This window comes from Dissulfuribacter thermophilus, from assembly GCF_001687335.1.
GTDB lineage: Bacteria > Desulfobacterota > Dissulfuribacteria > Dissulfuribacterales > Dissulfuribacteraceae > Dissulfuribacter > Dissulfuribacter thermophilus.
The window spans coordinates 172,230-184,749 of the sequence record NZ_MAGO01000005.1; the positions used below are offsets into that span (position 1 = coordinate 172,230).

Annotated in this window: 9 protein-coding genes; 2 read left to right on the top strand and 7 right to left on the bottom strand. The window is 44.7% G+C overall.

Annotation, left to right across the window (positions count from 1 at the left end; genetic code table 11):
• Positions 1-40: 40 nt before the first annotated feature.
• Positions 41-1,939, top strand: a complete 1,899-nt coding sequence (locus DBT_RS12465) for a hypothetical protein (protein ID WP_141674226.1) — start codon at positions 41-43, stop codon at positions 1,937-1,939.
• Positions 1,940-1,956: 17 nt separating this feature from the next.
• The gene (locus DBT_RS05830; protein WP_067617672.1) at positions 1,957-2,436 is read left to right on the top strand and encodes a hypothetical protein; all 480 of its coding nucleotides are present in this window, start codon (positions 1,957-1,959) and stop codon (positions 2,434-2,436) included.
• Here DBT_RS05830 and DBT_RS05835 read toward each other — a convergent pair.
• From DBT_RS05835 to DBT_RS05865, 7 genes are all read right to left on the bottom strand, one after another.
• Positions 2,416-3,279 (bottom strand): ATP-grasp domain-containing protein, encoded by an 864-nt coding sequence (locus DBT_RS05835; RefSeq protein ID WP_067617675.1) that lies wholly within the window; start codon positions 3,277-3,279, stop codon positions 2,416-2,418. The genes DBT_RS05830 and DBT_RS05835 overlap by 21 nt on opposite strands.
• 169 nt (positions 3,280-3,448) lie before the next feature.
• Entirely contained in the window at positions 3,449-4,744 is a 1,296-nt protein-coding gene (locus tag DBT_RS05840; protein ID WP_067617680.1) for an APC family permease, read from the bottom strand.
• 459 nt (positions 4,745-5,203) lie between these two features.
• On the bottom strand, positions 5,204-5,857 hold the full coding sequence (locus tag DBT_RS05845; RefSeq protein WP_067617683.1) for a TorD/DmsD family molecular chaperone: 654 nt from the start codon (positions 5,855-5,857) through the stop codon (positions 5,204-5,206).
• Positions 5,858-5,868: 11 nt separating this feature from the next.
• The gene (locus DBT_RS05850) at positions 5,869-8,943 is read right to left on the bottom strand and encodes a molybdopterin dinucleotide binding domain-containing protein (RefSeq protein WP_067617696.1); all 3,075 of its coding nucleotides are present in this window, start codon (positions 8,941-8,943) and stop codon (positions 5,869-5,871) included.
• 2 nt (positions 8,944-8,945) lie between these two features.
• Positions 8,946-10,151: an NrfD/PsrC family molybdoenzyme membrane anchor subunit gene (gene nrfD / locus DBT_RS05855; RefSeq protein WP_067617699.1), complete on the bottom strand. Its 1,206-nt coding sequence runs from the start codon at positions 10,149-10,151 to the stop codon at positions 8,946-8,948.
• A 1-nt stretch (position 10,152) separates the two neighbouring features.
• On the bottom strand, positions 10,153-10,884 hold the full coding sequence (dsrO, locus tag DBT_RS05860) for a sulfate reduction electron transfer complex DsrMKJOP subunit DsrO (protein WP_067617702.1): 732 nt from the start codon (positions 10,882-10,884) through the stop codon (positions 10,153-10,155).
• 16 nt (positions 10,885-10,900) lie between these two features.
• Positions 10,901-12,205 (bottom strand): porin, encoded by a 1,305-nt coding sequence (locus tag DBT_RS05865; protein WP_067617705.1) that lies wholly within the window; start codon positions 12,203-12,205, stop codon positions 10,901-10,903.
• Positions 12,206-12,520 lie beyond the last annotated feature (315 nt).

Consider the following 12,520-nt stretch of genomic DNA (forward strand, 5'->3'; position numbering starts at 1 on the left):
TATTTGCCAAGTGTTTTATTTCAGGGTAGAAATAATTCATATGGAAAGCAAAAAAATATTGCGGCAAATAGGTTATACAATATTCATAATTTTTGTAGCCTACGGAATTTGCTGTGCTGACAGTTCCTGTATCGAGTGCCATAAAGGTATAGAGCCTATCATAGACACCCCGCCTATGAAGGATCTGCCGTGCGAATTCTGTCATCAAGGAGATCCTAAAGAAATAGACATGAAAATGGCCCACGACGGGCTTCTTTCCAATCCCTCGGATTACAGAGTTGTAGACAGGACATGTGGAGTTTGCCACTACGATATAGTTCTCTCCTCTAAAAAGAGTCTTCATGCTACCAGCGCTGGAATTATTAGTGGAGCAAGGTGGGCATGGGGAGCACAAAATACCAAAAGGGCCATCTATGGCACGTACAACGTGCGCGACACTGATAAGGATATCCCCTCTGAACATGGAGCACTTACCAACTTGAATAAACTCCCACGCTTTAACCCAAAGAGGCCATTGACTAACAGGAACCACCCTGTTGATGACTATCTGCGCGCGGAATGCCTCAGATGTCACGTATGGTCCAGGGGAGAAGAAAGGCCCGGAGACTATAGGGCCAGTGGATGCGCAGCATGTCATGTACTATATTCAGATCAGGGACTGTATGAGGGTAATGATCAGGCCATTTCAAAGGATCGGCCTGGAAGGCCCATAACTCACCGGATTACTTCTAAGATCCCAACGTTCCAATGCCTTCACTGTCACAACAGAGGTGATAGGATAGGTACAAATTTCATAGGCACAATGGAATCAGACGGCTATGGTGCTCCGTGGAGCAGGACTGCTGGAGCTAAAGGAGGTAAAAAGCTTCACGGAAAATACTATAACTATCTTATTCCAGACATCCATTATGAAAGGGGAATGGCCTGCATTGACTGCCATACCCAAAATGACATCCATGGAGATGGGAACATCTACTCCAAGAAAGAACAGGCAGTGGAGATTGAGTGCACAGACTGCCACGGGACCTTGACCCAGAAAAGCACCCTTTATTCCTCCAGAGGTAAGAGAATTCCATGGATATGGGAAGATAAGGGTAAAATACTCCTTCAAGGTAAAATTGATGGCAAGATACATGTCATCCCACAGATTAAAGAGATTCTGAACTCCAATAATGATATGGCAAAGACTGCCATGGGAATTCCCGGCCATCTCGAAAAACTTGAATGCTATGCCTGCCATGCCAAATGGGCACCTCAGTGTTATGGGTGCCATGTGCAGCAGGACCTTTCCCAAAAGGCAAAGGACTGGATTGAATCAAAAAGGTCTGCTGACCTTTCAAAGGCTGGGGAGCGGGGCTACCTGGCGCAATCTGCCTTTAAATGGCGAGAGACTCGATCCTATCTTAGATGGGACGACCCAACACTTGGAATCAACAGCGAAGGATTGGTTGCCCCCTTCATCCCTGGCTGCCAAGTCATATTTACTCAGATCGGACCAGGCAGTAACTCCAAGTTCACAAACTATGTATTTACCACTTCAGAAGGCATTTCCGGTATATCCTCAAACCCGCTACAGCCGCACACCATAAGAAAGGAGGCCAGGGGCTGTGAATCTTGCCATAGCAATAAAAAGGCATTGGGGCTTGGGACTGGGACCTTTATTCCTCAGAAAAACGGCATCCCCATACCATTTGGACTTGATCAAATCGTAGATGAAAACGGAACCCAGCTTCAGTCTACATCCCATGATGGAGCGCGACCATTTAACAGAGAAGAAATGTCTAAAATCAACAGGATGGGAGTATGTGCAGACTGCCATAAATTTATGACCGATCCCGTTATATGGAAGCGCATAAAAAAAAGGGTTGGCAGTGCCCAAACACGGAAACTGCATACAAAAGTCCTGAAACACCTCATAATCTCTGATGAAAACAACTGATATTCTAGGGGAAGACGATGTTGAGAGACGATATTGAAAAAAAGATCGAAGGTCTTTTAAAAAAGGGAAAATCCAGACGCCAGATTGTCAAAATACTGAAGGATGAAGTTGAGCCTGCTAAGCTCCTCTTTTACCTAAACAATATGCCTGACCCAAAAGACAAAGAGAAATACGTCATTATAAACTTTTTTCTCTTAGGCCTCCTGGCCTTTATTACCGCAAGAAAGGTGGCAATGGCATTTTCCTTTGGAGGGTTCGACATCTATGCCATTCTCGCCCTTGTGGTGCCCGTGATCAATATCTATATCTTTATGGAGATAAGCAGATTTCGAAGGATCGGCTACCAATTCCTAGCAGTTCTGTCCTCACTATCCCTAATAAACCCGGAAAATCACCAGGTGCCTGAAGTCTTGTTATTACCTGCTATGGCAGGACTCTCTGGCTTCCTCTACATCAAGATGTTTCCCAAAAAGAATCTAATTAAAGACGTCCCTTGAGCAAGCAATGGAATCGAGCCAGGCCTCAACCTCTTTTTTAAATATTTTGTAAAAACGCTCGGATCCGCCAAGCCCCGTCCTTCCAAAGGTATAGTTCACCTCTAAAAAGAGAGGTTCCTCTCCTCTAAAACACACATCAAATCCCGCAAGGTTAATTCCCGTCTTTTTGCACAGGGAAACAACCATCTCCTCTCCTTTTTTTACCAAATGTGGGTCTTCGCCCTTTATGACCCTGGCACCCTGGGCCAGATTTGAGTAAAAGGCGCCGGAGGCGGCCTCCCTCCAATAGCTCTCTACATGGCTACCTATGACTACGACTCTCAAGGTCCTGTCAATCCCCTCAATATATTCTTGGATAACAAATCCAAAACGCCCTTGAAACTCCTCCTTCTTCAATATCTCAATAACCTTATTAAGCCCTTCTTGATCCTCTATAAGCCAGGTCCCCCTGCCCTCTCCTCCATGATTTGACTTTATTACAAATGGCATTGGAGGAAGGCTGAAAGGTGGCTTTCCCATCTCTTCGTGGTCGCCAAGGAGGGACACAAGCCTGGGGAAAACTGTAGTCTTTGGATGAGGGGCCTTTAAGGACCAAAAAAGCATTGCATCGCCCACCTTTCCCTCCCACTTGAACCTAATATCATAGTTTGGAAAGGTATTTGGGCATATTGCCTTTACAAAAAAATAAAATTCCCGGGATATGGCCTGGGGCAAGATAACGGCCCTTGCAGATCTAAGCTCTTTTAAAACGGCCTCGTCCATCCAGTGATTAACCCAGATGAATCTATCTCCTGGGAATATTGGGTTAAAACTTACCACATGGCACCTTGCCTGCTGCAACATTCTATCCTTTCTGTACTCGATTAAAGAGCACCCTGAAATCCCAGTTGAATTTATACATGCCGCTTAACCACGCTACTTGAAGAAAGGCATCTTTTTTATAACACTCTCCCATATTCTAAGTCCAGGCCTTCGGTAAGATGTCTAATAAGCATCCTCACAACTATGGTTTCTATACTTTCCTCAATATCAGGCGCCTCTTACTAAATATTAACTCGGCCACTATGACTGCCAGATAAAATGCCCCGATCCAAGTCAGCGCCTTAAAATCAGTGCGCCAGAGATAGACTATGAGGACCAGCCAACTTGCTCCGCTCAATATCAGTCCTGTTAGGGGTATGCCCACACTGATTTTTATTCGGTCCCTTAATTTCATGGCCGCTCCATTGATGCCCACAAAGGTTAGCAAAAAAGTAGAGCTTGCAAAAGAAGATATTATGGAAAGATTCGTAGTATTTACAAAGATGATGGTCACTACCGTAATAAATATTAGGCTTACATAAGGGATATCTTTAGACCTTTCTCTATAGGAAAACACCTTGGGCAGATCCTTTTCTTGTGCCATTACCATGCCCAGCCTTGCAGTACCAAAAAGAGTTGCGTTAATGGCAGAGGCAGTGGAGAGAAGCGCTCCAAGACCGATCAGCGTAAAACCAGCCTGTCCGAGAAATGGCTTTGCAGCTACAGCAAGGGCATATTCCTTGTATTTCTTGATGTCTTCAGGCGTAAGATTGCCGACCGCTACCAGTGAAACAATGAAGTATATGATAGCAGTTATTATTATGGCTATCATTATGCCTCTTGCCAGATCCTTCTCTGGATTTTTCATTTCATTTACTGCGTTTGGGATGAGCTCAAACCCTTCGTATGCCACAAAAATCAGGGCTGCCCCCATAAGAATACCACTAGTACCTTTATTTATTATAGGAAAGATGTTTTCGGGTTTCATAAACACGAGGCCAGCCACGGCAAATAGTCCCAATATGAGTACCTTGATTATGACGATTATATCTTCGGTTTTGCCTGCGGCCTGTACGCCATAGAGGTTTACCCCAAGGAAGAGCAGGAGGATGAAAGTTTCAAGTACGTGATGTATGACCTCTGTGCCTCCTAACATTGCAGTTCCATATACACCAAAAGTAAAGGCATAGAGAGCCAGTGTCCCAATATAACCTGTAATAAGGAGCCAACCACCTATCCCCGCAATATTTTTGCTTTTAAATGCGTGCTCCAGATAAGTGAAACTACCTCCATCGTCCCTAAAACATAGGCCGAGCCTAGAATAGGACATGCCAGTAATGAGCGCGATTACTGCGCCAAGACTGAAGGCTAAAGGAGCGGCATGGCCAGAGAGCGCAACTGAAAGTCCAAGAACAGAGAAGATACCTCCTCCCACCATTCCACCAACACCAATGGCAATTAGTTCCCTGAGTCCAAGTTTTTCTGTATCTGTATTTCGTTGGCTCATCTATACATCACCTATCATTCTCCATCTTTTCGGCCAAACATTGGTCTAACAAAGCCTATCATAGAGATAGCATTGATTTTCTCGTGAAAATTTTCAAAAATAGCCACCTCCATGCCAAAGAGGACCTATCTTTTATTAGAGAAGAGGTGTACTCCCATTAAGGCACTTTGACAAGGAATTATAGACTCATTCCCACCTGCCTCCATATCTAAGCCGCTTCTGGTAATCTCGCTGGCAGAGTTGAACCTCTGCTCCCAGTCTTGCACTCAGGCTTTCTTTACTCCTCACCTCAAAATCGCGCCTCTGCCATGAGCTAGTAGTTTACGCTAAGAAAGACTTAGTGGAACAATGGCCCTCTTCATAATGGTTTAGTGAACATTTTCCCCAAGAACTAGGCCGTGTACCTAAGAAAGCAAAATGACGGACATATCTTTTTTAGAAAGGAAAATTTTAAAAACATTAACATATGGACTTAACAGAATCTTTTGAGAGTATCTCACTCATGCTATGGCCCACATATATAGTAAGATGGCCAAGTGCCTTATACATATAACATTCTGCCCTTTCTGTTAATTGTTTACCAAAATTCGATACCCACATACCAAGGTGTTGGGAATAAAAGGAACATGCAGTTTGCAACAGTGCACTAGCTTGTTCCTCGTCCCCATTTAAATCGAGCTCTGCAGAGGATCTCAATATGAGTCCTAAAAAAGCCATTTCAAAACCGATATAATCCGGCCTATTTATCATCTTGATATAAGAAGGAATATCAAGCAGTTCAGGGTTAAAACCTGCACTAATATAAAAATTTTTAACTGACGCGCATAAATCAGTTCTCATAGGAATCTGTCTTTGTGCCAATTCAAAAGGTGGTAAGTACTTACCTGAAATTGGTACGAAAAAAAGATCATAAAATTCCTGAGTAATGTCTTCGGATGAATCCCTCTCTACGAGAGTTAGCATCTTAGCAAATAGTTCTCCAGGGAAAATTTTTTTGAATTTATGGCCGACTTCCTTACAGCCTGCTATGCGTTCCTCATCTGGTTCATTCAAATAGAGGGTCGCAACAAACTCAAAGAAGTCGGCCCATGCATTCTTCTCATCTGAATTCATGAAAATTGAACTCATATCTTTTCCAAACTTGCTGGGATTCCTTGTCTAGCATTTGAGCCAACAACAACATCAGCCAGTGTAGAAATACCCTTACGCTTATAGTCTGAAATACCCAGTAAATTATGGGCGATACCAGCGGCACGAGCGCGATCTCCGTCGATCTTTCTGCCTTTTATTACCACGGAGCGCGAACCAAGCCCCCAATGGCCGAATCCATGTTCTATACCAATCACTCCAGGAGCTATGCCGCTGCGCACATCTGCCTTGCCTTTGGCCTTTCCACCAGGAGTAACAACCTGTAAGGTATCTCCCCTTTTGATTCCTAGCCTTTTGGCATCTATCGGATTAATGACAAAGGCATTTTCCCTGTGAATCTGTCTTAGCCTCTTTTCTCCAATGGTATGTGATGATTGGAGCTGAGATTTAGTGCACACAAGCATAAAAGGCCACCTTGAGCGCGTAAATACCTTCTCTGTAGGTGTACCGTCGGCAAAGGCAGGTGGCTGCCAAGTCGGAACCCCTGAGAACCGTTCTCCTGTAAGACTATTTCTGGCAAGGGCTACCATCTCATTATAGATGTGCATAGGCTTTTTGTATCGATGAGCAAGCCACTCGCCCTCATATGCCTTTTCAGCACCTTCGAATCGTCCGCCCCTTGCCATGGCGTAAGCAACCTTCGGCCATTCGTCTTCCTTAAGAACCTTTTTGAGTTTTGGCAAAAGCCGCTCTACGCCTGTGATCTCCAGTTCCTCCTGAGTGATATCCGGAACTGGCTTGCCTGCGAAAGCGACATTTGCAAAGGCCCTAAGGAAGAAATCCTCAGGCGTATCAAGAGGATGCAAATTGCCCTTGGAATCTGGTATGGCCTCTTTCCCAAAGCCAGGAAGCCCCATTCTCTTTGCCACGGCTATAATAAAGCTTTCCATACACACAGGGACACCCTCCTTAGTCTTTGCCTGAGGAGGATCCGTTACAGGCCAGCGGAAAGAGTTGGTCTTGGTAAGATGTGTTGCCCAGGGAGATGCAGCTCCCCAAGTCTCGTATAAAACAGTATCAGGAACTATATAATCGGCATAGGCGCTGCTTTCATTTATAAAGGGATCAATAGAAATTATTAGCGGCAACCTCTTTGGATCAGCCAGCTTTTCCTTCACCTGCTCATAGAGCCCTGCCTGGCCATAGAGGGGATTGGTGTTCCACATTATCAGTGCCTTTAATCCATAGGGATATTGATTTAAAGCAGAAGGAATGAACTCTGATTGAAGAGCTGCAGAGAAAGGATACCAAGGGCCATCGGCTGGATATGGTTTTCCCTTGGCCTTTTTCAGTTTGTACTCTGTAGTCTTTTCGTAAGGGAATCCCTGTCTACTAATCCTTACTCCCCTGGGTTTGACCTTACCAGGAAATTTTTTAAAGTTGTAACGTGGTCCCTTTCCAAAATCTGGATATCGACCTCCGCCAATAGATGCGCCTCCCTTCCAGTTTAGGTTGCCCACCAATGCATTTAGTACAGCAACTGCGTAGGCAGTATAAAAGCCGTTGGAGTGCATCGTGCCTCCATGACAGTCTGCCACTGCCTTTCTCCCATAACTTGTAAACTCTTTTGCCAGGTCCACAATTGTTTTTTCTGGGATACCACAGATTTGGCTGTACTCTGCCAGCGTATGGCGTCTTGATGCCTCAAGGAGGAGTTGAAGGGCCGTTTTTACTTCTACTTCCTCCCCTCCTATCTTTACTGAACCCTTGTAAAAAATAAGGGCGCTTCTGGACTTTTCATTACCAATGGGCTTTCCTGTCTCTTCATCTATCACCACGAAGCCGTCTTTGCTGTTAGGACGCCTTTGGGACAGATGGGATTCCCTCAGAAAGCGACCGAAAAGTGGATGGCCTTCTTGTGTGATTACCAAGTGGGAGGCATTGGACCAGCTTGGCTCAGATGCGGCTTTTGCAGCACGTGCTCCTGGAATTTTCAGGAATTGCTCGTTATACCTCCTGTTTTCCAGTATCCAACGTATCATAGCCATTACAAGGGCACCGTCTGTTCCCGGCTTTATGGGAATCCATCTCACCCTGTCAGACGTCGCCATACAGTCTGAATTTGTAAGCAGTGGATCCACTACCACATACTTCAGATCGCCGTCGCTTCTACCCTTTGCAACCAATTTGCCCTGTCGCTGAAAAGGATTGCCTGCATTGGCTGGGGCAGTCCCTATGTTCAAAACAAATTTAGTATTCTTAAAATCTGGCTTTATATGCGGGTATTTCTTGAAATCTCCGAGCATAGCTGCATACCCGGCCCTCATTGAGAGACCACAGTTACCCCTGTGGCCTGTAAAGTTGATGGTTCCAAAGGAGTTAACCGCAAATCGCTTGATGAGTTGTAACCGTCCCTCTTTGAATCCTGCCATTATAGCCAACTGGTTGGCCCGCGGACCCAGTTCTGGTCGGTTTGGATCGATTGGCCTCTTGAGGTCTCTGATTTTCCTCAGTCCATCCACATGTCCTTCGCCAAAAAGGTCTCCACCCTCAACTATCTCCTCGACCAGCTTTTCAAAATCGATGGGACGCCATTTGCCTGAATTTCGGGGTCCCACCCTTTTGAGAGGCACAAGTACCCGATATGGATCATAAAGTTTCTCCAATACTGCATTCCCTCTGGCACATGCGGTGGCTCTGTGTTCAAGCCCTGCTTCCTCCTTCCTACTCAATTTGACCAAGCTTTCTTTTAAAGGGGTCTCATATGGCAAAAAAGAGTCAGTTGCCAACACATGATATGGATTTCCAGCCACTCGCAGGATCTTTCCAGTCTTCTTGTCCACACGCAGCCTCACACCGCACAGGCTCACGCAACCCACACATACGGAATTGGATATGTACTGATTTTTATTTGGTCTTACTGCTCCTGTCTTTGGATCAATGGAATATTCTGGCTCCAGAGCGTTTCCATAGATATGATGAGGAGGCTTCTCGCCTGCCCACCAGCCTTTTGCTATTCCCTTAAGAGTATGACGATATCCGAGGCCAAATATACCAAGAGATGTTATCAAACCTGCTGCCTTAATTATATTTCTACGCTTTTTGTCCATTTTTACTTCACTCCTTTCACATTCACTGCCGATGTATTTAGTGGAATTTCAGAGTTAACCCCTCCCGACACTTTATCTTCGTTGGGTTCCCAGGGCATAAACCATGTAAAACCTAGAAAAAGGGCCATCCAGATAGCCCAGTTGCTAACGACATGCATAATACCGGTTGCACCCCAGAAGCTGGGGAAATAGTGAGCAACACCTGCTGAGATCTTTGGCAGTTCCTGTCCTCCAATGACGGTATCCCATCTGAAAAGCCATACACCGCAAATCGCGACAAAGGATGCGAAAAGAAACAGAGGCCTAATGCGTCTCAATGGAGCAAAAAGTGAAACTATAAGTGGAAATAACAGCCCAAATCCCAATTCAAGGACAACGGCCTCGAAAAAATGTCTCTTGAACACGTAGGGAAGTGCCTCTTGAAAAATTTTAAAAGAATAGGCATAGCCTATTGAATACCAAAGAAGCCTTAAAAGCAGATCACCCAATATGCTCCAGACCAGCAACTTGCCTAGACTATCCATGAGATTCCAAGGTATCTTTCCCCTCTCATCCCTCACCATTATGGCAGTAACCAGTATCATCAGGGCTATACCGCTTACCATTGCAGAAATAAGAAAAATTAGTGGCATAAGCGAGGTGTGCCAAAGAGGCCTTGCCTTTACTACCCCTAGGATGTAACCAGTATATCCATGAACTGCGAGGGCGGCCGGTATACCTATCATGCCAAGAACACGTCCTACTTCGTGGTCCCGTTTAATGGAGGCAGATGTAATGTCCGTGTTTCCAAGAGCTAGCAAGGTGTAGATGGCTTTTAAAAAGCCAGAACTATTCTTTGCCTTTCTAGCAAATCCTGCCCGAAAGACAAAAAGCATCTCAAGGCTGATCAGTATAGGATAGAAAGTGAGCAAAAACACGCCCCAACTCATAGGAGAAGTGGAGTGTAAGTGATAATATAATGAATAAAATCTCCCTGGTTGAGCTAGGTCGGCAATAAGGTTAAGCGGAGCTGCTAAAAGCACCGTAAAAGCCATTATTAAAGCCAGACCAGCTATCGGTTCGTACTCTTTGTTGTTAAAAACATAAGTCAGTGAAGATATCAGAAAGGCGGCTGCGCTCACCCCTGTGAAGAAGAAATATTGGGGTACTGCCACACTCCACTGAACACTGGCTGCAGTATTTATTATTTCTACTATACTAGTCTCCATTTCAAACAACCTCCTCTTCTACTCCACTCCCAGCAGGCGATATAACGGCCTCTCCCTTGATCTGTCCGCTGAGAGTCTCATCCAGCCCGATATAAAAAACCATAGGACCCGTTCCCATAGCTCTTTTGAGTACCTGAACAGGATACTGACTGACCAACCTTGAAACTTTGCTATTAGGATCGTTAAAATTACCAAATACCCTTGCCTCTCCCACACATGTCTCGACACAGGCCGGATAAAGACCTGCTTCGAGCCTGTGCAGGCAAAACGTGCATTTGTCTGCAGTACGCGTGAGAGGATTGATAAATCTCGCCTCGTAGGGACATGCCTGGATGCAGTATCCACACCCCACGCAGACGCTATTATCCACAACAACTATTCCATCTTTTCTCTTCTTTGTTGCCTGCGTGGGACAAACCTGCACACAGGCGGGCTTTTCACAATGATTGCAGAGACGGGGAAGATTGATCCTATGGGTAGTTCCGTATCTTTCTATTTCATATGTTGAAACTATTGTACGGAACTTGCCCACTGGAATCTGGTTTTCTATTGAACACGCCACTGTACATGCCTGACACCCTATGCATTTCCTCAAGTCTATCACCATGCCCCATTTGGCCTCGCTCTTCCCTGCGAACTGAGTCGCCTGAGCAGAATCAGGACTTTTTAGGATTGAGAAGGAGGCCGCCGCCCCTCCTAACAGCTTGATAAAACTACGACGTGAGCTATTCATCTTTTTTCGCCTCCATTTACTTAAAAACTACAGTTACCTGTGCCATAAAACGATTGTCTATGGCCGGATTCCAATGACTATCACGGATCTCGTAGTTCACTGTCGCTCTGGCCCTTTTATGGAAAAAGTACTGAAGACCAAGGGTGAGATTATCTTGGCTCACATCTACGGATAGGTCATTTCCATTATCCGGATCGTAATAGGAATATCTAAAATCAAGCTCCAACTTCTTATTGAATACAGGTGGACGGTATCCCAGATCTATGTACCAGCCAAAAGCATCGAGATCTGCATGAGGAACGCCATGACCGCTAACAGAGGTATTATCAGTAAAATATCTGTTAGAGACTGGTACTGCTCCATTGAAAAAGCCTGGAGCATAAACCCATCCGTTTCCCCATACTCCTTCTGTTACTACCCTAAGCGCCCCGTAAGATTTCAAGTCTTTTTTGAAATAAAACTCAATTCCATAGCGCTTCCTATCCTGCTCCGTCTTCTCTCCATTAACAGGTCCGGGCGTGGCAAAGGTGAATCCTGTCCTCTTGCCATTGATGAACCATAGTCCGAGGTGAATTTCCTGACGGAAGGGCCCCTTTGTATTATTAAAAATCCGGCTCACTACGATCTTTCCCGCTATATCCTTATTCCTATCATTGTCCTGAGAATTGATTCCATTTCCGTTCGATAACATGAGTGCGTAGGCAAGTTCATACTGTTTGCCCTGACCAAACCTGAACCAGTCGAAGATTTCCACACCAATATCCCTATAGGCACTGACCGAACGATTCTTGCCAAATCTTTCCAACATGAGATTGAAAAAAACATCTGAGAATTCTATATAATTATGGAGGTGAATAGCCTGAAGTCCGTCAATACCCATTGGCAACTTAAATTGGCCTAACCTCAACCGCATTCCTGGTATATAGTTTAGGGTAACACTAGCATCAGTCAGCGCGGCAAAATTGCCCTGGTCTCCATTCGGATTTTCCGTTACTCCATTCCTTCCAAACTCGCCCAGCACAAAGTAGTTGACTCTGCCATCCGTGTTGGGAACTATACCTCTCACTCCAAGTCGTGCCCTGCGAATGTTAAAATCGTCTTTCCTCACATCTGCATATGGATCAACATCATCCTGAGATTGGTAATAAGTAGGCTGAACAAATCCCCATGGGCTAAAAGATTTTGGGTTCTTCACCCATGTTTCAGTGCCTTGCACCCTAAGCCAACAGGCAGCCATTGCCTGTACTGAAAAAAACAGAGTGATAGCAAAAACAACGAATGACCTGATAAGAATTGTTCGTTTTTTTAATTTGATTTTCATACGACCCTCCTCTTTTTTTTCGCATTTACTGTGCTGCTGGGCCTCATTTCAACTGCCATGCCATGAAGTAAAACTTTACACAAAATTTATAACTCATTGTTTTTATAAAGAAAAAAAATCATTGACTAACCATAGTCACCCAACTATTCTTTGGCAGGGTGCATTCTGCACCCATAAAATCATCAAACAGGTAAACTTTGGGTGCAGAATGCATCATCATGAAACTAAAATCTTTATTGTTAAGAAGGGATGTAATTTTTAAATGAAATTAAAACTGGGAATCGGCAACAAAATCCTAATGACAATGTTAGCAGT